Consider the following 20429-nt stretch of genomic DNA (forward strand, 5'->3'; position numbering starts at 1 on the left):
GCTGTCACAGCTTGCCGCCGCGCCCGCCCTCGCGCCGCGCGGGCGCGATGAGCGTCGAGAGGTACGGCAGCGTGCCGCCGTCGAGCTCCGCGGCCGGGCGGATGAACTCCTCGTCCAGGCCGAGCGCCGAGCCCCACACCGCGTCGTCGATCCGCCCGGTCGCCCGCAGCGCCGCCGCCACCTCACCGGCCTGGCGTCCGAACTTGTACGCCACCACCGTGCCCGGCCCCTCAAGGGCGTCCTTGAGCACGGTCGCCCCGGCGGTGACGGGGACGAGGGTGAGCGGCTCGGTCCCCTCCGTGAGCACGGCGCCCGAACGCGCGGCGAGGTCCTGCATCGCGGTGATCCCGGGCACGGTCACGATCTCCGCCCCCGGCACCAGCTCGGTGATGGTCTGGGCGAGATAGGTGAACGTCGAGTACACATTGGGGTCGCCGATGGTCGCGAAGGCCACCGAGCCGTGGGCGCGCAGCAGCTCGGCGACCGCCCCGCCCGCCGCGTCCCAGGCGGCCTCGCGCCGCCCCCGGTCGGAGCGCTCGTTGAGCGCGAAGACGACCCGGACGACCTTGTCCCGGTCCACGTAGTGCAGGACGGTCGCCTCGGCGCGGCCGGGCTCGCCGCCGTCCTGCCCGTCGGACGCGGCCATCACGGGCACCACGACGACGTCGGCCTCCCGAAGGGCCCGTACGCCCTTCACGGTCACCAGCTCCGGGTCACCGGGCCCCACTCCGACTCCGACAAGCTTGCTCATGGAGTGCACCTCTCAACGAACCGACGGGCGATGGCGGGCCGGGCGGCCCAGTGCGTGTGCAGATAGCTCGCGTGCACGCCCTGCTGTACGAAACCTTCGACCCGGCGCTCCGGGTGCACCAGACCCCACGCGGGCGCGGGCCCCGCCCCCGGGTCGAGGACGGTCCGGTGGAACTCGTGGCCGCGCAGCCTCGCGCCGGCGGGCGCCAGACAGCTGTCCCCGACCGCGACGGCCTCCCGGTACCCGAGCGTGAGCCGCTCCGACATCCGGGCGTCGGCGTCCAGGACCCCGCACATCGGCTGCCCGTCGAGCGACCGCGCCAGATAGAGCAGCCCGGCGCACTCGGCGGCGACGGCCGCGCCGGACCACGCCAGCTCGCCGACGGCTTTCCGCAGCGGCTCATTGGCACTGAGCTCCGCCGCGTACACCTCGGGGAACCCGCCGCCGATCACCAACCCGGCGGTGCCTTCGGGCAGGCTCTCGTCCCTGAGCGGGTCGAACACCACGACGTCCGCCCCGGCGGCGGAGAGCAGCTCCGCGTGCTCGGCATACGAGAACGTGAAGGCGGGCCCCCCGGCGAGAGCGACGACGGGCTGCGCCCCCTTTCGGGCCCGGTGTTCGTCTGCGGGTTGTGCGGGGCTGGTCGCGCAGTTCCCCGCGCCCCTCAGGGCACCTCCGGCCTCTCCGGCGTTTGAGGAGCGGGGGCCGGGGCGGAGCCCCGAGCGGGGTACAGGGGGCGCAGCCTCCAGGGGGTGCAGGGGCGCAGCCCCGCTGGGGGTGCAGGGGGCGAAGCCCCCGCCTCGGGGGTCCGGGGGCGTAGCTTCCGGGAGACCACCTTCACCCCCACCCACCCCCGGAGGGTTCAGGAAAGGGGCGGGGTGGGGGAACAGCCCCGCCGGGTCCCACGGCTCGCACCCGACATCCGGCGCCGACCGGGCCAGGGCCAGCAGCGAGGCCAGGTCGCACCCCCGCCGCACCTGCTCCCCCATCGCCGCGACAGCGGCCACCGCGTCGGCCCGCCGCTCGGCGACCGGCACGAGCCCGAGGTGCCGAGACGGCGTCGACACGGGGGCGGCGCGGCGCAGCGCGCCGAGCACCGGCACCCCCGACTCGTCCAGCGCCTCCCGCAGCAGCACCTCGTGCCGCTCCGACGCCACCTTGTTGAGGATCACGCCGCCGATCCGCACCCCGGGATCCCAGGACGCGAACCCGTGCACCAGCGCCGCCACCGACCGCGACTGCGAGGACGCGTCCACGACCAGTACCACCGGCGCCCGCAGCAGCTTCGCCACCTGCGCCGTGGAGGCGAGCTCACCGAGCCCCGCCGCCCCGTCGTACAGCCCCATCACGCCCTCGACCACCGCGACGTCGCACCCTCGCGCGCCGTGCGCGAACAGGGGAGCGATCAGCTCCTCGCCGCACAGATACGCGTCGAGGTTGCGCCCGGGGCGCCCCGTGGCCAGGGCGTGGTAGCCGGGGTCGATGTAGTCGGGGCCGACCTTGTGCGGGGACACGGTCAGCCCGGTCGCGGCGAGCGCGGCCATCAGGCCCGTCGCGACCGTGGTCTTCCCGCTGCCCGACGAGGGGGCCGCGATGACGAGACGTGCTACCACTCGATGCCCCGCTGCCCCTTCTGACCGGCGTCCATCGGGTGCTTGACCTTGGACATGTCGGTCACCAGATCCGCGAAGTCCACCAGCTTCCCGGGTGCGTTGCGCCCCGTGATCACCACGTGCTGGGTGCCCGGGCGGTCCCGCAGCACCGCGATGACCTCGTCCGTGTCCACCCAACCCCAGTGCATGGGGTACGCGAACTCGTCGAGCACGTACAGCTTGTACGTCTCGGCCGCCAGGTCCCGCTTGACCTGCTCCCAGCCCTCGCGGGCCTTGTCCTCGTTGGTCGAGTTGTCGCCTTGCAAGTCGCGCTGGACCCAGGACCACCCCTCGCCCATCTTGTGCCAGTCGACGCTCCCGCCCTCGCCGGAGGCGCCGAGCACCTTCAGCGCGTTCTCCTCGCCGACCTTCCACTTCGCCGACTTGACGAACTGGAACACCCCGATCGGCCAGCCCTGGTTCCAGGCCCGCAGCGCGAGCCCGAACGCGGCCGTCGACTTGCCCTTGCCGATGCCCGTGTGCACCACGACCAGCGGCCGGTTACGCCTCTGGCGGGTCGTCAGCCCGTCCTCGGGCACCACGCTCGGCTGTCCCTGCGGCATCAGGCCGCCCTCCTCGAAGTCCCTTGAACGTCCTTGACCAGACCGGCGATCGAGTCGGCCCGCAGCTCGTCGAGTGTCACCGCCGGGCCGCCCAGCTCCCGCGCCAGCTCGGCCGCGAGCCCGAGGCGCACCGCGCCCGCCTCGCAGTCCACGACCACCGACGCGACCCCTTCGGCGGCGAACAGCCGGGCCGACCGGCCCGCGAGCGCCACCGGGTCCACGCCACCGGTGGCCCGCCCGTCCGTCACCACCACGAGCAGCGGCCGCCGCGACGGATCCCGCATCCGCTCCACGCGCAGCACGTCGTGCGCCTTGAGCAGCCCGGCCGCGAGCGGGGTGCGCCCGCCCGTCGGCAGCGTCTCCAGGCGGACCGCAGCCGCGTCCACCGACGACGTCGGCGGCAGGGCCACCTCCGCGTCCTTGCCCCGGAAGGTGATCAGGCCGACCTTGTCCCGCCGCTGATACGCGTCGAGCAGCAGCGAGAGCACCGCGCCCTTGACCGCGCCCATCCGCTGCCGGGCCGCCATCGAGCCGGAGGCGTCGACGACGAAGAGCACCAGGTTGCCCTCGCGGCCCTCCCGGACCGCCTGGCGCAGATCGTCGCGCCGGACGACCAGGCCGCGCCCCGAACGCCCGCGCGCCCGCTGGTGCGGCGCGGCCGCCTGGACGGTCGCCGCCAGGTGCAGCTTGGTGAGGGCGCCCTGGGGGCGGCGGGCCCCGGTCGTACGCCCGTGCGCCGTGCGGGCCCGTGAGCGGCGCCCGGCCGCGCCCTCGCCGAGCCCCGGCACGCTCAGCATCTTCGTACGGAACGGCTCGCCCGCCCGTACGGCCTGCTGCTCTCCCGCGCCGGACGGCTGCGGCTCGCCGCCCTCGCCCGTCTCGGGGCGCGCGGGGGTGTCCCCGGCGCCCGCGTCCGGCGTCGGGCCGCCGTCCTGCGGGGGCTGCCCGCCCCCGCCGCCCGGCCCGTCCGGATCCGGGTCGTCGTCCTCGCCCTGGTCCCCGAACTCCTGGAGGGTGTCGTCGAGCTTGTCCTCGTCGAGGCCCGGGGCGTCGAACGGGTTGCGCCGGCGCCGGTGGGGCAGCGCGAGGAGCGCCGCCTGCCGGACGTCCTCGGCGAGCACGTCCGTACGCCCCGCCCAGGCGGCCAGCGCCGTGGCGGTGCGGGCCATCACGATGTCGGCCCGCATACCGTCGACCTCGAAGGCGGCGCAGGTCGCGGCGATCTGCCGGAGCGCGGCGTCACCGAGCCGCACCTCGGGCAGCAGCGCACGCGCCGCGACGATCCGCGCCCGTACGGAGCTCTCCTCGTCGTCCCAGCGCGCCGCGAACGCGGCGGGCTCGTCGTCGTGGGCGAGCCTGCGACGGACCACCTCGACCCGCTGGTCCGGCTCCCGGGAGGCCTTCACCTCGACGGTCAGCCCGAACCGGTCCAGCAACTGCGGCCGCAGCTCACCCTCTTCGGGGTTCATGGTCCCCACCAGCAGGAAACGCGCGGCGTGCCGTACGGAGACGCCCTCGCGCTCCACGTACGAGGCGCCCATGGCGGCGGCGTCGAGCAGCAGGTCGACCAGGTGGTCGTGGAGGAGGTTGACCTCGTCGACGTACAGGATCCCGCGATGGGCGTGGGCCAGCAGACCGGGCTCGAAGGCCTTCACGCCCTCGGCGAGCGCCCGCTCGATGTCGAGTGCGCCCACCAGACGGTCCTCGGAGGCGCCGACCGGCAGCTCCACCATCCGCGCGGCCCGGGCCGCCCCGGTCCCGGCCTCGTGCGGCCCGTCGGGGCACGCCGGATCGGGGGCCCCGGGGTCACAGGAGAACCGGCAGCCCGTGATGACCTCGACCTCGGGCAGCAGCGCCGAGAGCGCCCGCACGGCGGTGCTCTTCGCCGTCCCTTTCTCCCCTCGGACCAGTACTCCGCCCACGGCAGGGCTCACTGCATTGAGGAGCAGGCACAGTCGCAGATCGTCCTGCCCGACGATGGCTGTGAACGGATAGGGGACACTCACGCCGAGATCACTCCTTCGAGTGGCTGTTGCGATGACTGTGCGTCGCAGGCCAGGGCGGCTGACATGCCGTGCGGGTGCTCCCCGCTGGCGCGGGGGTGATCCAGGCACCGCCAAGTCGACGGCCGTCCGTGCGCTGTTGTCCCCGCCGACGCGGGGGTGTAGAGGGCTTTCATGCGTCGCCCTCCAGATCTCCCTCAAGCTCAAGGTAGGTCGCCCGGAGCCGGTCCAGGGTCTCCTGGTCAGGCTCCGCCCACAGCCCTCGGTCGGCTGCCTCCAGGAGGCGCTCGGTGATTCCCCTCAGCGCCCACGGATTGGACTTCCGCATGAAGTCCTGGTTCTCCGGGTCGAACACGTACTCCGCCGACAACTTCTCGTACATCCAGTCGTCGACCACCCCCGCCGTCGCGTCGTACCCGAACAGGTAGTCCACGGTCGCGGCCATCTCGAACGCGCCCTTGTAGCCGTGGCGCCGCATCGCCGCCATCCAGCGCGGGTTGACCACCCGCGCGCGGAAGACACGGTGGGTCTCCTCGCCCAGGGTGCGGGTCTTGATCTGGTCGGGGGTGGCCGAGTCGCCCACGTACGCCTCGGGGGACTCGCCCGTCAGATGGCGGACCATGGCGACCATGCCGCCGTGGTACTGGAAGTAGTCATCGGCGTCGACCAGGTCGTGCTCGCGGGTGTCGACGTTCTTCGCCGCCACCGCGATCCGCCGGAACGCCGTCTCCATGTCGCCCCGCGCCGCGCGCCCGTCGAGCCCTCGCCCGTACGCATAGCCGCCCCACACCGCGTAGACCTCGGCAAGGTCCGCGTCCGAGCGCCAGTTGCGCGCGTCGATCAGCGGCAGCAGGCCCGCCCCGTACGCCCCCGGCTTGGAGCCGAAGATACGGGCCGTGGCGCGGCGGCGGTCGCCGTGCTCGGCGGTGTCCTCGTCGGCGTGCGCCCGTACGTAGTTGGTGTCGGCCGGCTCGTCCAGCTCCGCCACCGTCCGCACCGCGTCGTCGATCAGGCCGACCACGTGCGGGAACGCGTCCCGGAAGAAGCCGGAGATGCGGACCGTCACATCGATGCGGGGACGGCCCAGCTCCGCGGCCGGGACCACCTCGAAGCCGGTGACGCGCCGGGACGCGTCGTCCCACACCGGGCGACAGCCGAGCAGCGCCAGGATCTCCGCGATGTCGTCGCCCTGGGTGCGCATCGCGGAGGTGCCCCAGACCGTGAGGCCCACGGACTTGGGGTACTCGCCGTTGTCCGCGAGGTAGCGCTGGAGCAGCGAGTCCGCCAGCGACTGGCCGACCTCCCAACTCAGCCTGGACGGAATGGCCTTGGGGTCGACCGAGTAGAAGTTGCGGCCGGTCGGCAGGACGTTGACCAGGCCCCGGGTGGGTGAGCCGGACGGGCCCGCCGGGACGTAGCCGCCGTCCAGCGCCCGCAGGATGTGGGTGATCTCGTCCGTCGTACGGGCCAGGCGCGGCACCACTTCGCGGCAGGCGAAGTCGAGGACCGCGATGGCCGGGGCGAGTTCGGCGCGCAGGACCTCGGTCACCAGCGGGCCGCACGCGGCCGCGTCCCAGCCGCGCTCCTCCATGCCCTCCGCCAGGCGGCGGCACAGCTGCTCCAGGAGGTCGATCGTGTCGGCCGCCGTACGGGCGGGGCCCTCGACCAGGTCCGTGAGCTCCACCGGCACCTTCACCGGTGTGCCCGGCTCGGCGAGCAGTTCCTTCTCCACGAGGCCGAAGTGCTCGGCCAGCGACGCGCGCAGGCCGGGCAGCGCGTTGGCCTGGCCGCCCCACACCTGGGAGGCGCGCAGCACCGCGAGCACCAGGTTGACCCGGGGCTCGGCCTCGGGGCCGCCGCCGAGGATGTGGAGGCCGTCGCGGATCTGGACGTCCTTGATCTCGCAGAGATAACCGTCGATGTGCATGACGAACTCGTCGAAGTCGCCGTCGTCCGGCTGCTCGGCGATGTGCAGGTCGTGGTGGAGCTCGGCGGCCTTCACCAGCGTCCAGATCTGGGCCCGCACGGCCGGGGCCTTCGTCGGGTCGAGGTCGCTCACCAGCGCGTACTCGTCGAGGAGTTGCTCCAGTTTGGCCAGGTCGCCATAGGTGTCGGCGCGGGCCATCGGCGGGACCAGGTGGTCCACGACCGTGGCGTGGCCGCGCCGCTTGGCCTGGGTGCCCTCGCCGGGGTCGTTGACGATGAACGGGTAGACCAGCGGCAGCTCGCCCAGGACCGCGTCCGGGCCGCAGCCGGAGGACAGGCCGAGGCCCTTGCCGGGCAGCCACTCCATGGTGCCGTGCTTGCCCATGTGGACGATCGCGTCGGCGCCGAAGCTGTTCTCCAGCCAGCGGTAGGCAGCCATGTAGTGGTGCGACGGGGGCATGTCGGGGTCGTGGTAGATCGCGATGGGGTTCTCGCCGAAGCCGCGCGGCGGCTGGATCATCACGACGACGTTGCCGAACTGGAGGGAGGCGAGCACGATCTCGTCGCCGTCCACGTACAGCTGGCCCGGGGGCTCGCCCCAGTGCTCCAGCATGCTGTCGCGCAGCTCCGGCTCCAGCTTCTCGAACCAGGCGCGGTAGTCGGCGAGCGGCACGCGCGCGGGGGCGGCCGCCAGCTGCTCCTCGGTGAGCCACTCCACGTCGTGGCCGCCCGCGTTGATCAGGCGGTGGATCAGCTCGTCGCCGTTGTCCGGGTGGCCCTCCACCACGTAACCGGCGTCGCGCAGCGCGTCCAGGACGCGCACGGCGGAGGCGGGCGTGTCCAGGCCCACCGCGTTGCCGACGCGGGAGTGCTTGGTCGGGTACGCGGTGAAGACCAGGGCCAGCTTCTTCTCCGCGTTCGGCTTGTGCTTCAGCCGGGCGTGGCGCACCGCGATTCCGGCGACCCGGGAGGCCCGCTCGGGGTCGGCGACGTAGACCGGCACGTCGTCCGGGCCCTGCTCCTTGAAGGAGAAGGGGACGGTGATCAGCCGGCCGTCGAACTCGGGGATGGCGACCTGCATCGCCGCGTCCATGGGCGAGAGCGCCGCGTCCGAGGCCTCCCATGCCGCCTTGGACGAGGTGAGGCAGAGCCCCTGCAGCACCGGGACGTTCAGGTCGGCCAGGGCGCCGATGTCCCATGCCTCCTCGTCGCCGCCCGCGCTGGCCTGCGAGGCGGTGGTGCCGCCCGCCGCCAGGACGGTGGCGATCAGCGCGTCCGCCCGGCCCAGTGTCTCGTACAGCGCGGGCTCGGCGCCGCGCAGCGAACCCACGTACACGGCAAGGGCGTTGGCGCCCTGGGCCTCGATGCGGTCGCAGAGGACGTCGACGAACGCGGTGTTGCCGGAGAGCTCGTGGGCGCGGTAGAAGAGCACGCCCACGGTGGGGCGTCCCTCCACGTACGCGCGCGTGCCGTGCACGCCCCACTCCGGCATCTTCTCCGGCTCGGCGAAGCCCACGCCGGTCAGGAGCACGGTGTCGGAGAGGAAGCGGGCGAGCTCCACGAGGTTGCCCGGTCCGCCCTCGACCAGATAGCGCAGGGCCTCGGCAACCACACCGGCCGGGACCGACGACTCGGCCATCAGCTCCGCGTCCGGCACGGACTCGCCGCCGAGCAGCACCGTCGGGATGCCGGACGCCTTCAGCGCCGCAAGGCCGTCCTCCCAGGCGCGCTTGCCACCGAGCAGGCGCACGACGGCCACGGACGCGCCCTCGATCAGCGCGGGCAGCTCCTCGGCCACGTCGATACGGGTCGGGTTGCCGATCCGGAAGGGCGCCCCGGAGGCCCGGGCCGCCAGCAGATCCGTGTCGGCGGTCGACAACAACAGCACAGTGCTCATGCGGGTGCTCCAGGTGCGATGAAGGGAAGTCCTGCGGGCGCGCCCTGCTCGATGAGCCGCATGAGCGCGTCCGTGTCCGCGTGTTCTTCGATGAGGTCGCCGAGGCGGTCCAGCTGCTCTTCGCGCAGCGCGCCGAACGACGTGTCCGGGGCGGGCACGAAACGCCGTCCGGCGGCGCTCGCCACCCGCTCCAGGAACCGTCGTCTGAATCCGTCGCTCTCAAGTGACCCGTGCCAGTGCGTGCCCCAGACCGCACCGACCCGGCATCCGTCCAAGAAGGCTTCCCCGCCCAGCACTTGAGCGACGCCGTGGTGGATCTCGTATCCCTCCACGGGCTCGCCCAGCGCCTCGCCGGTCGGCCGTGCAAGTGTCTTCTCGGCCGCGAACCGCACCCGTACGGGCAGCAGTCCGAGCCCCGCCACGGCGCCCGCCCGTGACTCGACCTCGTCCTCGATGTGCTCTCCGAGCACCTGGAATCCGCCGCAGATCCCCAGCACCGGACGCCCCTCGGCCGCCCTGCGCGCCAGCTCCCGCGCCAGCCCCCGTTCCCTCAGCCATTCCAACGCCCGGACCGTGCCCCGGGTTCCCGGCACGACGACCAGATCCGCGTCGGCCAGTTCCTCGGGCCGGTCCACGAACCGTACGATCACGCCCGGTTCGGCGGCGAGCGCGTCCACGTCCGTGAAGTTGGACATCAGCGGGACCGCGCAGACCGCGACCCGCAGCACGTCGTCGCCCACCGGCGGCGCCACCACCGACTCGCGCACGGCGCCGCGAAGGGAAACCCGCAGGCCATCCTCCTCATCGATGCCGAGCCCGTGCGCGAACGGCAGGATCCCGTACGTGTGGCGTCCGGTGAGCCCGCGCAGCATGTCGATGCCGGGTTCGAGGAGCGAGACGTCGCCCCGGAACTTGTTGACGATGTACCCGGCGACCAGCGCCTGGTCCTCGGGGCTCAGCAGCGCCGTCGTACCGAAGAACGAGGCGAACACCCCGCCCCGGTCGATATCGCCGACCACCACCACCGGAAGCTTCGCGGCGCGCGCGATGCCCATGTTGACGATGTCCGTGCGCCGCAGATTGATCTCGGCCGGACTGCCCGCCCCCTCGCAGATCACGGCGTCATACGTGCCCCGCAGCCGCTCCAGACAGTCCACGACGGTGCCGAGAAGCGCTTCCTGGCGTCCGCCGTGGTAGCCGCCGGCGCTCAGCTCGCCCACCGGCCTGCCCATCAGTACGACCTGGCTCGACCGGTCGCTCCCCGGCTTGAGCAGCACGGGGTTCATCAGCGCGGACGGCTCGACGCGCGCCGCCTGCGCCTGCATCGCCTGCGCCCGCCCGATCTCGGCGCCCTCGCGCGTGACGAACGAGTTGAGGGACATGTTCTGCCCCTTGAACGGCGCGACCTTCACGCCCTGGCGCACCAGCCACCGGCAGATCCCGGCGGTGACGACGCTCTTGCCCGCGTCCGATGTGGTGCCCGCGACCAGCAGTCCGCCGCTCATGTACGTACCTTCCTCACCGCGATCGCCACAGCCAGCGCCAGCCAGCCCACCCGGCGCGACAGCCGCACCGCCCGCTCGATGTCCGGGACTTCCACCGCCCGGCCGCCCCCGTTCAGCACGGGCCGGTGCTCGACACGGCCGCCGTACGAGAGGGTGCCGCCGAGCCGTACGCCGAGCGCGCCCGCGAACGACGCCTCGACGGGACCGGCGTTGGGGCTCGGGTGCTTGCGGGCGTCGTCCCGCCACGCGCGCGTGGCGGCGCGCGGCGCGCCCCCGGCGGCCACCGCCAGTGCGGCGGTGAGCCGGGCGCCCGGCCAGCCCGCCACATCGTCCAGGCGCGCCGAGGCCCACCCGTACCGCCGATGGCGCGGCGAGCGGTGGCCGACCATCGCGTCCAGCGTGTTGACCGCGCGGAACGCGACCAGGCCCGGAACCCCCGCGAGCGCCCCCCACACCAGCGCGCCCACCACGGCGTCGGAGGTGTTCTCGGCGACGGACTCGACGACCGCGCGCGCGATGCCGGGCGCGTCCAGGGACTGCGGGTCGCGCCCGCACAGGTGCGGCAGGCGCGCGCGGGCCGCCTCGACGTCCCCGGCCTCCAGCGCCTCGCCGATCGCGCGGGCCTCCCGGCCCAGCGAAGTGCCGCCCACGACGGCCCAGGTGGCGGCGGCGGTCAGCGCGACGGACGCGGTGGGAAGCTTTCGTACCGCGCGCGTGGCGAGCAGTGCGGCGCCCGCGGCGCCTCCGGCGCACACGGCGGTGTGCAGCGCGCCCCAGCCCCGGTGGTCGCGCCACAGCGTGCGCTCCACGGCGGCCGCGGCACGGCCGAACGCGGCGACCGGGTGTCCGCGGCGGGGATCGCCGAGGAGGAGGTCGCCGAGGAGACCGGCGGTGGCGCCGTACGCGAAAGTGCGATCGGCACGCATGGGATCAGCCCGCCGCAACGCCGCGAAGAACTCTGGTACTTCCGGGAGGTGCCGGCAACAGGCAGGCGCGCATGGCGGTATGTCCTCACTCAGGGTGTCCGCGCCCTGGTACGACGTCGACCGGCGGTGAGAGTTCCTGGCTCACGGGGATGATTCCCCGATGACAGTGGCGGGACCGCGCCGGATTCGCACCGGCTTCCTCTTCTGCCGCCGTAAATGGCTCGGGCAGTCCACCATGCCCGGGAACGCCCGTCAACTCGCTGCTGACCTGCGACGGGAGAGTGTGTTGGGGCACACAGAGAACCGCCCTCCGGCCGGGCCGGAAGGCGGTTCGAGGTGTGTGCGGCGCTGCTGGCCGGGCTACTTGCCGACGATCAGACTGATGCCGTACGCGACGGCCGCCGCGCAGAGCGCGAAGCAGAGGTAGGCGGTGGTGCGGGCCACGGCGACGTTGCCCTTGCCGGCCGCGGCCGACTGCTGCTTGCTGAGGCCGACGATCCCGACGGTGAACAGGCCCACCAGGCCGACGGTGACGATGAGGCTGACACCGAAGACGGTGCCGAGAGCTGCCCAGTCGATGTGCATGACGATTCCTTTGGGGTGCGCGGCCGGGTCAGACGGTGGCCGGGCGGGCCGGGTCGACGGGGGCCACCGGGGCCGGAGCCGGGATGGTGGCCGTCAGATCGGCGGCCACGGCGGCGGCGGTGGGCGGCGGGGTGACGGCGGCGATCGCGGTGGTCACGACGCCGGCGGGCTCGGCCGGGGACTCCGCCGGGGTGGCGGCGGCAGTGACGTCGTTGTGGTCGACCGGCTCGCGGCGCGACAGCTTCCAGATGAAGCCGGCACCCGCGATCAGCAGGATCGCCACGAGGACGATGCCCCAGGTGCCCTGGCCGGTCAGGAACTCGGCGCCGGCGCCGACCAGACCCGCGGCGGGCAGGGTCAGGCCCCAGGCGATGAACATGCGGGTCGCGGTGGACCAGCGGACCACACCGCCCTTGCGGCCGAGGCCGGCGCCCATGACGGAGCCGGAGCAGACCTGGGTGGTGGAGAGCGAGAAGCCGATGTGCGAGGAGGCCAGGATGACGGTCGCGGCACCGGACTGGGCGGCGAAGCCCTGCGGCGGCGCCAGCTCGGTCAGGCCCTTGCCCATGGTGCGGATGATGCGCCAGCCGCCGAGGTAGGTGCCCATGGCGATGGCCATGCCGGCCGAGACGATGACCCACAGCGGGGGGTTGGCGCCCGGGTGCAGCACACCGCCGGCGACCAGGGCGAGCGTGATGATGCCCATGGTCTTCTGCGCGTCGTTGGTGCCGTGGGCGAGTGAGACGAGCCCGGCGGAGGCGATCTGTCCTGCCCGGTACCCCTTGGCGGTGGCCTTCTCGGCAGCCGGGTCGGCGTTTCGGTTGATCCGGTACGTCAGGCGCGTGGCCAGCATCGAGGCGACGCCCGCGACGATCGGGGCGGCGACGGCGGGGAGCAGCACCTTGGTGACGATGGTCGAGCCGTTCACCGAGGACCAGCCGGCCGACATCACGGCCGCGCCGATCAGACCGCCGAACAGGGCGTGGGAGGAGCTGGACGGCAGGCCGAGCAGCCAGGTCACCAGGTTCCAGAGGATCGCGCCGACGAGCGCCGCGAAGATGACCTCTGTTCTGATGCCCTTCTCGTTGATGATCCCGCCGGAGATCGTCTTGGCGACCTCCACCGACAGGAACGCGCCGACCAGGTTGAGCGCGGCGGACATGGCGACCGCTGCTTTGGGCTTCAGGGCGCCGGTCGAGATGGTCGTGGCCATCGCGTTGGCGGTGTCATGGAAACCGTTCGTGAAATCGAACACTAGAGCTGTCACGACCACAATGGCGAGCAGCAGCGTGATGTGTTCCATTTACCCAGTCAATCGTTCGACGTCAGTGGCTGGACGAACGTAAGTAACCTGGATGAACGGAAGGTGAACTGGGTCGGGCTTCGCGGTGTATCCGACCGGTTTTTGCTGCGACCAGGCCCTGACAAACCCCGCGAACCGGCCATATACCCCATTGAAGAGATTCTGCTCACTCCGTCGCCCGCTGCGCGGAGCCTGCGAGGATCGCCCCATGGGAGAGCCGAAGGACTCCGGAGCGACCGCCACGGCCTGGGCCGAGCTGACCGCCACCGCGCGCCGCACCGCCGAGGAAGGCCTGGTCGTGGGCACCTCGGGCAACGTCTCCATACGCGTCGGTGACCTGGTCCTGGTCACCCCCACCGGCGTCCCCTACGACCGCCTCGGCCCGGACGACACCGTCGCCGTCGACCTCGCCGGCCGCCAGGTGACCGGCACGCTGCGGCCCACCAGCGAGCTCCCGATGCACCTGGCCGTATACCGGCACACCGACGCCCGGGCCGTCGTCCACACCCACGCCGTGCACGCCACGGCCGTCTCCACGCTGGTCAGCGAGCTCCCGCCGGTCCACTACATGACCGCCACGCTCGGTGGTCCGGTCCAGGTCGCGCCCTACGCGCTGTACGGGACCGAGGAACTGGCGCGGAACATGCTGCGCGCCCTCGAAGGCCGCACCGGCTGTCTCCTCCAGAACCACGGGACGATCACCTACGGAACCACTCTTTCCCAGGCATACGACCGCACCGCCCAGCTGGAGTGGATGTGCCGCCTCTGGCTCGCCGCCTCCTCCGTCCCCGGCCGCACCCCCTCCCTGCTCTCCGTCGCCGACCTCGACCGGGCCGCCGAACAGTTCCGGGGGTACGGCCAGGGGGACGCCCCCGGCCCGGGCGTGCCCCGGTAGGCCCCCGCCCACTGGCCGTGTCGCCGCGCACTGCCGACACTGGAAGGGTGCGCCCGGCTACAGCGACGGCAGCGGCCGTCACCACACTCATCGGCGTCGGCGCGGCCGCGGTGGCCGCCGGACGGTACGCGAGCGACGCGGCCCTCAAGGCGCCGCCAGGCCGCCCGCTGCCCACCGACCCCGACCTCACCGTGCATGCCACCGGGCCCGGGCGGATCGCCCTGACCCGGTGCCTGGCCTCGCTGCGCCCCGGGACGTACGGGATCGAGGGTCCCGGCATCCGCGCGGTGGTCGGCGAGGTCGTCGACAGGCCGCACCCGGCGGACACCGTGGTGCGCCGCCTGGAGCGGGTCACCCGGGGCAGCCCGCAGCCGGGGGACCGGGTCCGGCTCACCCCGCAGCTGCACCACGGCACCCCGAAGGAGGCGCTCGGCCTCGACTACGAGGACGTGGAGATCCCCGCCGAGCTGGGTGTGCTGCCCGCCTGGCTGGTGAAGGGTGTACGGAACACCTGGGTCATCACCGTGCACGGCCTGGGCACCACCCGCGAACATCCGCTCAACGTCATCGGCTTCCTGCACCGCCAGAAGCTGCCGGTGCTCGACCTCGCCTACCGGGGCGACGAGGGTGCCCCCCGGTCCCCCGACGGCCTCGGCCACCTCGGCGACTCGGAGTGGCGCGACCTCGACGCCGCCATCCGGTACGCCGTGCGCTCCGGCGCCGAGCGCGTCATCCTGCACGGCTGGTCCACCGGCGCCACCATGGCGCTGCACGCCGCCGCGCGCTCCGGGATGCGCGAGCACATCCGGGGCGTCGTCCTCGACTCGCCGGTGCTCGACTGGGAGGGCACCCTGCGCGCCCTCGCCCTCGCCCACGGCGCCCCGAGCGCGCTGCTGCCGCTCGCCGTCCGGGCCGCGCAAGGCCGCACCGGCCCGCACGGCGACCGTCTGCGCGAGGCGGCCGACCCGGCCGGCCTGCGTGTCCCGGCGCTGGTCTTCCACGGCCCCGACGACACCCTGGCGTCCTGGCACCTCACCCGTGAACTCGCGGCCCGCCGCCCCGATCTGGTGACCCTTCACACGGTCCAGCACGCCCCGCACGCCTCGATGTGGAACGCGGACCCCGCCCGCTACGAGGAGGCGCTGCGGCGCTTCCTGACCCCGCTCATGTGACGCGCGGGGCCGGAGCCCCCGAAGCGGCGCACGGGGCCGCCGGCACCGCCCAGGCGATCAGGGCGCCCATTCCGCTTCGGCTTTCGGCCCGTCAACGGACCGCACCACCCGGGGTGACAACCCCCGGGCCCCGGCCGCGCCCGGCCCGCGCGGGATCCGGGCATGCCCCATTCCGTTTGGGCTTTCTGCCCGTCAACGGGAAGACTGCATCCGTGACGTCCCGGAAGCCTGAAGAGAAGTTGCCGCGAGACTCCAGACTGCGGCTTGTCCGCGCACCGCACGCGAAGGATGCCCGACCCCTCGCCAGCGCACGCCGGGCCGTGAGCGACCGCCGCTCCCGGGCGGGCTCCCGGCCGCCCGAGGGCACCCCGGCCGCCGCCGAACTGGCCCGCCAGGCCAGAGCGGTCCTCGCCGACGCCGTACGCGTCGCCCGCTGGGCCGAGGCCGAGCGCGCCCGGGGCAGCGCGCCCCGCCCCGCCCCGACGGGCACCCTGTCCGGCGCCGCCGCCGAACTGGCCGCCGCCACCCTGCGGCTGACGCCCGCCCAGGTGCGGGCCGGCTGGGACCGGGCCCGGCTCGCCGGACTCGTCGAACTGCACGGCGGCACCGCGCGCCCCGGCTGGCGGCTGCGCGCCTGGGACCGCGACGACGCCGCGGTGCTGCGCGGCTGGGTCGCCCTCTTCGACGCCTGGTCGATCGTCCACCCCGCCCCGGCCGCCATCGCGCCCGCCGCCGTGGCCGAGGTCGTCGAAGCCGTTCCCCAGGTGCTCTCCCTCCTCCAGCTCTCGGCCGGTCCCGTCCTCGTACCGGCTCTGCTCGATCTGCTCGGCCAGCGCGTCGACGAACTGCGCGACGAGCGCTGCGAAGTCCCGTACGGCACCGACGCGGACGGCACCGGCGGGGACCGCCCCGCCTCCCTCGCCTTCCTCTCCCTCCTCCTGGACTGGGTGCTCGCCGGGCTCGCCGCCGTCGGCGCACTCACCCTCGGCGAGGGCTCGGCCACCCTCACCCCGCTCGGCAGCTGGGCGGTGTGGGTCAAGCTGGAGCAGATCTGCGTCGCCGCGCAGAGTCCGGCCGGCAACATCGAGCAGTCCGCCGGGGACATGCTGCGCGGCTGCGCCCGGCTCACCCCCGGCCCGGCCCGCGCCGAGTACCGCGCCTGGCTCGCCGCCCGGCCCGTCGGCAGCGCGGTGACCGAGCTGCTCGACGCGGCCCGGGGCGAGGACGCCCTGGTGCGCGGGCTCGCCTTCGAGGCGCTGCGGGTCGTCGGCGCCCCCGCCGAGCCCGAGGTGCGCGCCGCCGCCGACGAGCTCTTCCTGCGCCCCTACGCCCTGCTCTGGCTCGCCGAGCACGAGGGGAGCGACCCCGAGGACGTCACCGCCGTCCTCACCCGCGAGGAGTCCACCTGGCTCTGGGTCGACACCGCCGCGGCCGTCGCCGACCACGGCGAGGTCGAGCTGATGGTGCGCCACCTCGACTCGGCCGTGCAGGGCACCGTGCCCGCCCTGCTCGACGAGGTCAGGGCCGTCGGCCACCCCCGTACCGTCCAGGTCCTGGTCGCCCTCGCCGCCGCCCATCCGGACCCGGCCCTGGCCAAGGCCGTGCGCCGCGCGGCCTTCCAGGTCCACACCGGCGGGGTCTAGGGCCCGGCGGGGGTCAGCCGGCCGCGCCGGGGGCGTACGTACCGAAGCTCCACACGTTGCCCTCGGCGTCGCGTGCCATGTAGTCCCGCGAGCCGTAGTCCTGGTCGGTGGGCTCCATGAGGATCTCCACGCCGTGCTCCACCGCCCGTCTGTGGTGCGCGTCCACGTCGTCCACCACCACGTAGACACCGACCGGGCCCGCGTCGCGCATGGCGTCCGCGAAGAGGCCGCCCCGGCTCTTCGAGCCGAGCATCACCATGCCGGTGCCGCTGGCGAGTTCGGCGTGCAGCACCAGGCCGTCCGCGTCCTCGTAGACACTCCTCTCCGTGAACCCGAAGGCGTCCTTCAACAGGCGGATCGCAGCCTTCGCGTCCACGTACAGAATCGTCGGATACACACTCATCACGAACTCCCGTCCCACTCGTCGGCCTGAGTATCAAACAGTTCATTGCGTTGCGCCCCTTTTGACACGGTGCCCGATACGCTCGGCGCCTCATGGACCGGAACCGTCTCGCACTGGCCGCCGTCGCCGCCGTACTGGCCCTTCCCCTGGTCACCGAGGCGCAGCACGCCCGGCCCGCCCCCTACGGCGACCGCCTCACCGTGCTGCCCGCCGCCGCGCCGGCCCGCCCGGCGGTACGGGTGCGGGGCGCGGCCGTCGAGGCGTACGACCCCAGGAGCGGGGCGCGCAGCTGGACGTACCGCCGCGAGGGGCGCCGTCCGCTGGCGGTGCGCACGGCGCCGGGGCACGCCTTCGCGCTCTGGAGCGACGGCATGGTCACCGATACCGCGCGCGTGCTCTCGGTCGACGCGGTCCGCTGGCACCGGGCCGTCCCGGGCCTCGCGGGCTGGCTCGCCGGGCGCCCCGGCCGGGCCGCGGGCGTGCTCCAGCAGCTGGCTCCGGCGGGGATGCTCGCCGTCGTCACCCCCGAGCGCATCGCCGCGTACCGCACCGCCGACGGGGATCTGCGCTGGATGCTGCCCGCCCGGCGGGAGTGCGCCTTCGACCCGGGCCGCATCGCGCGCGTGGAGGGCGTTCTGCTCGTCGCCCAGCCCTGCCGCGACCGGGATGTGTGGACCCAGGAGGTGGTGGCGGTGGACGCCCTCGGGCGCGTCGCCCCCGGCCGCACCCCGCTGGGCAACGAGCTCCCCGCGCGCGTGGGCGCCGCCCGGGGCGTGTGAGGCCGCGCGGCGGACCGGTGCCGGCCGCCCCACGGCGGGTCGTCGGCGCGCCCGGGGGACCGCCTCTCGTAAGAGATCACCGCACGTTAAAGCAGTTGCACACCCCCGCTAGAATTGGCCCATGGCAATTCTCCTCGTGCATTAGGCGGCGTCGACGCTCCCTCGACCCCCGTCCGTCCGCCGTCCATACCGCCCTGGAGTATTTCCGTGATCACCGCCACCGGCATCGAGCTGCGCGCCGGCGCCCGCATCCTCATCGAGAACGCGTCCTTCCGAGTAGCCAAGGGCGACCGCATCGGTCTCGTCGGCCGCAACGGAGCCGGCAAGACCACCCTCACCAAGTGCCTGGCCGGCGAGGGCATCCCGGCCGGCGGCACCATCACCCGCTCCGGCGAGGTCGGCTATCTGCCGCAGGACCCCCGCACCGGCGACCTCGACGTCCTGGCGAGCGACCGCGTGCTCTCCGCGCGCGGCCTCGACGAGGTGCTGCGCAAGATGCGCGAGAACGAGGAGCGCATGGCGAACGGCAAGGGCGCCACGCGCGAGAAGGCGATGAAGAAGTACGAGCGCCTGGAGACCGAGTTCCTCACCAGGGGCGGGTACGCCGCCGAGGCCGAGGCCGCCACCATCGCGGCCGCGCTCGGTCTGCCCGACCGGGTGCTCGGCCAGCCGCTGCACACCCTCTCCGGCGGTCAGCGCCGCCGTGTCGAGCTCGCCCGCATCCTGTTCTCGGACGCCGACACCCTGCTCCTCGACGAGCCGACCAACCACCTCGACGCCGACTCGATCGTCTGGCTGCGTGACTACCTCAAGACGTACCGCGGCGGCTTCATCGTGATCTCCCACGATGTGGACCTGGTCGAGACGGTCGTCAACAAGGTGTTCTACCTGGACGCCAACCGCTCCCAGATCGACGTCTACAACATGGGCTGGAAGCTCTACCAGCAGCAGCGCGAGGCCGACGAGAAGCGCCGCAAGCGCGAGCGCCAGAACGCCGAGAAGAAGGCCGCGGCCCTCAACTCGCAGGCCGACAAGATGCGCGCCAAGGCGACCAAGACGGTGGCCGCGCAGAACATGGCCAAGCGCGCCGAGCGGCTGCTCTCCGGCCTGGACGCGGTACGGGTCTCCGACAAGGTCGCCAAGCTGCGCTTCCCGGACCCGGCGCCCTGCGGCAAGACCCCGCTGACCGCGGAGGGCCTGTCCAAGTCGTACGGCTCCCTGGAGATCTTCACCGACGTCGACCTGGCCATCGACAAGGGATCGAGGGTGGTCATCCTCGGTCTGAACGGCGCCGGCAAGACGACCCTGCTGCGGCTGCTCGCCGGGGCCGAGAAGGCGGACACCGGCGAGGTCTCCCCGGGCCACGGCCTCAAGCTCGGCTACTACGCGCAGGAGCACGAGACGCTCGACCCGGACCGCACGGTCCTGGAGAACATGCGCTCCTCGGCGCCCGACCTGGACCTGGTCGAGGTCCGCAAGACGCTGGGCTCGTTCCTGTTCTCCGGCGACGACGTGGACAAGCCGGCGGGCGTGCTCTCCGGCGGCGAGAAGACCCGGCTGGCCCTGGCCACGCTGGTGGTCTCGTCCGCCAACGTCCTGCTCCTCGACGAGCCGACCAACAACCTCGACCCGGCCAGCCGCGAGGAGATCCTGGGCGCGCTGCGTACGTACAAGGGCGCGGTCGTTCTAGTGACGCACGACGAGGGCGCGGTCGAGGCTCTACAGCCCGAGCGCATCATTCTTCTGCCCGACGGGGTCGAGGACCTGTGGGGTCCCGACTACGCGGATCTGGTCGCCCTCGCCTGACGCAGGGCGAATGATCCACTCCCTATGGATCATTCGGCTTACGTGTGATCCTCAATCTGAGTGAGTGCGTCTCGTACCCCGGCGTGTCATGCACGGGATCAAGATCCGGTGGGTACGGGACGGACTGATTCCGGAGTGTGACCCCGAACACACCCCTGACCAGCGTGTTCTTGCCGCGCTCGAATCCGGGGCGGTTCCGTGGCCGTGCGGAATTTGTGATTCCGGCCCCGTCTCGCGCCGCCCTGCGCCGAAACCCGGTTGCACGGACCTTGCCGAATGGGTGGCCAGGAAGCCCGGGAGGGGTGATCATGAGAAGTCCAGAGCGCACTTCCCATGAGGAGGCACGGGTGGCCGAGACTCTGAAGAAGGGCAGCCGGGTAACCGGCGCCGCGCGCGACAAGCTCGCGGCAGACCTGAAGAAGAAGTACGACTCCGGTGCGAGCATCCGGGCGTTGGCCGAAGAGACCGGCCGCTCCTACGGATTCGTCCACCGGATGCTCAGCGAGTCCGGGGTGGTACTGCGCGGACGCGGCGGAGCGACACGCGGCAAGAAGACCGCCTCGGCCTGACCGGGGCCGGGCGGATCCATGGGCTCGCCGGGTGGGGTTGCCACCCGGTCG

Annotated in this window: 16 protein-coding genes and 1 riboswitch; of the genes, 6 read left to right on the forward strand and 10 right to left on the reverse strand. The window is 73.2% G+C overall.

Annotation, left to right across the window (positions count from 1 at the left end; all coding sequences use genetic code 11):
• Window positions 1-4: 4 nt before the first annotated feature.
• The 9 genes from cobI to ACFWA7_RS12595 form a co-directional block, all read right to left on the reverse strand.
• Window positions 5-751, reverse strand: coding sequence for a precorrin-2 C(20)-methyltransferase (gene cobI / locus ACFWA7_RS12555; RefSeq protein WP_385540596.1), 747 nt, complete (start codon window positions 749-751; stop codon window positions 5-7).
• Window positions 748-2364 (reverse strand): cobyrinate a,c-diamide synthase, encoded by a 1617-nt coding sequence (locus tag ACFWA7_RS12560; protein WP_385822712.1) that lies wholly within the window; start codon window positions 2362-2364, stop codon window positions 748-750. The genes cobI and ACFWA7_RS12560 overlap by 4 nt, the downstream gene beginning before the upstream one ends.
• A complete protein-coding gene (gene cobO, locus ACFWA7_RS12565; RefSeq protein WP_385822714.1) occupies window positions 2358-2966 on the reverse strand; it encodes a cob(I)yrinic acid a,c-diamide adenosyltransferase in 609 nt (202 codons plus the stop codon). Before cobO ends, ACFWA7_RS12560 begins: the two co-directional genes overlap by 7 nt.
• Window positions 2966-4972: a putative cobaltochelatase gene (locus ACFWA7_RS12570; protein WP_385822716.1), complete on the reverse strand. Its 2007-nt coding sequence runs from the start codon at window positions 4970-4972 to the stop codon at window positions 2966-2968. Before ACFWA7_RS12570 ends, cobO begins: the two co-directional genes overlap by 1 nt.
• A gap of 169 nt (window positions 4973-5141) precedes the next feature.
• Window positions 5142-8792, reverse strand: coding sequence for a cobaltochelatase subunit CobN (gene cobN / locus ACFWA7_RS12575; protein WP_385540589.1), 3651 nt, complete (start codon window positions 8790-8792; stop codon window positions 5142-5144).
• Window positions 8789-10297: a cobyric acid synthase gene (locus ACFWA7_RS12580; RefSeq protein WP_385540587.1), complete on the reverse strand. Its 1509-nt coding sequence runs from the start codon at window positions 10295-10297 to the stop codon at window positions 8789-8791. Before ACFWA7_RS12580 ends, cobN begins: the two co-directional genes overlap by 4 nt.
• Entirely contained in the window at window positions 10294-11223 is a 930-nt protein-coding gene (locus tag ACFWA7_RS12585) for a cobalamin biosynthesis protein (RefSeq protein WP_385540585.1), read from the reverse strand. Before ACFWA7_RS12585 ends, ACFWA7_RS12580 begins: the two co-directional genes overlap by 4 nt.
• Before the next feature lie 107 nt (window positions 11224-11330).
• Window positions 11331-11473, reverse strand: a riboswitch (cobalamin riboswitch).
• Window positions 11474-11583: 110 nt separating this feature from the next.
• The gene (locus ACFWA7_RS12590; RefSeq protein ID WP_385540583.1) at window positions 11584-11808 is read right to left on the reverse strand and encodes a hypothetical protein; all 225 of its coding nucleotides are present in this window, start codon (window positions 11806-11808) and stop codon (window positions 11584-11586) included.
• Window positions 11809-11836: 28 nt separating this feature from the next.
• Complete coding sequence (locus ACFWA7_RS12595) at window positions 11837-13111, reverse strand: anion permease (RefSeq protein WP_385540581.1); 1275 nt, start codon at window positions 13109-13111, stop codon at window positions 11837-11839.
• 208 nt (window positions 13112-13319) lie between these two features.
• Here ACFWA7_RS12595 and ACFWA7_RS12600 point away from each other — a divergent pair, with 208 nt between their 5' ends.
• The 3 genes from ACFWA7_RS12600 to ACFWA7_RS12610 all read left to right on the forward strand — a co-directional run bounded on the left by ACFWA7_RS12600 (window position 13320) and on the right by ACFWA7_RS12610 (window position 16821).
• Complete coding sequence (locus ACFWA7_RS12600) at window positions 13320-14006, forward strand: class II aldolase/adducin family protein (RefSeq protein WP_385822718.1); 687 nt, start codon at window positions 13320-13322, stop codon at window positions 14004-14006.
• A gap of 47 nt (window positions 14007-14053) precedes the next feature.
• Entirely contained in the window at window positions 14054-15178 is a 1125-nt protein-coding gene (locus ACFWA7_RS12605; protein ID WP_385822720.1) for an alpha/beta hydrolase, read from the forward strand.
• A gap of 320 nt (window positions 15179-15498) precedes the next feature.
• Window positions 15499-16821, forward strand: a complete 1323-nt coding sequence (locus tag ACFWA7_RS12610; RefSeq protein ID WP_385540575.1) for a hypothetical protein — start codon at window positions 15499-15501, stop codon at window positions 16819-16821.
• 13 nt (window positions 16822-16834) lie between these two features.
• Here the strand turns inward: ACFWA7_RS12610 and ACFWA7_RS12615 are convergent, their stop codons facing one another.
• Window positions 16835-17224 (reverse strand): VOC family protein, encoded by a 390-nt coding sequence (locus tag ACFWA7_RS12615; RefSeq protein ID WP_385540573.1) that lies wholly within the window; start codon window positions 17222-17224, stop codon window positions 16835-16837.
• A 92-nt stretch (window positions 17225-17316) separates the two neighbouring features.
• On the opposite strand from ACFWA7_RS12615, the gene ACFWA7_RS12620 reads away from it, so the two are divergent.
• The 3 genes from ACFWA7_RS12620 to ACFWA7_RS12630 all read left to right on the forward strand — a co-directional run bounded on the left by ACFWA7_RS12620 (window position 17317) and on the right by ACFWA7_RS12630 (window position 20378).
• Window positions 17317-18003, forward strand: a complete 687-nt coding sequence (locus tag ACFWA7_RS12620; protein WP_385540571.1) for a hypothetical protein — start codon at window positions 17317-17319, stop codon at window positions 18001-18003.
• 207 nt (window positions 18004-18210) lie between these two features.
• The gene (locus ACFWA7_RS12625) at window positions 18211-19809 is read left to right on the forward strand and encodes an ABC-F family ATP-binding cassette domain-containing protein (protein ID WP_385540569.1); all 1599 of its coding nucleotides are present in this window, start codon (window positions 18211-18213) and stop codon (window positions 19807-19809) included.
• A 347-nt stretch (window positions 19810-20156) separates the two neighbouring features.
• Window positions 20157-20378 carry a helix-turn-helix domain-containing protein gene (locus ACFWA7_RS12630; protein WP_067157635.1) on the forward strand — a complete coding sequence of 74 codons (222 nt, stop codon included), beginning with the start codon at window positions 20157-20159 and terminating at the stop codon, window positions 20376-20378.
• Window positions 20379-20429 lie beyond the last annotated feature (51 nt).

The organism is Streptomyces sp. NPDC059994, from assembly GCF_042737755.1.
In the GTDB taxonomy this organism is placed as follows: Bacteria; Actinomycetota; Actinomycetes; order Streptomycetales; family Streptomycetaceae; genus Streptomyces.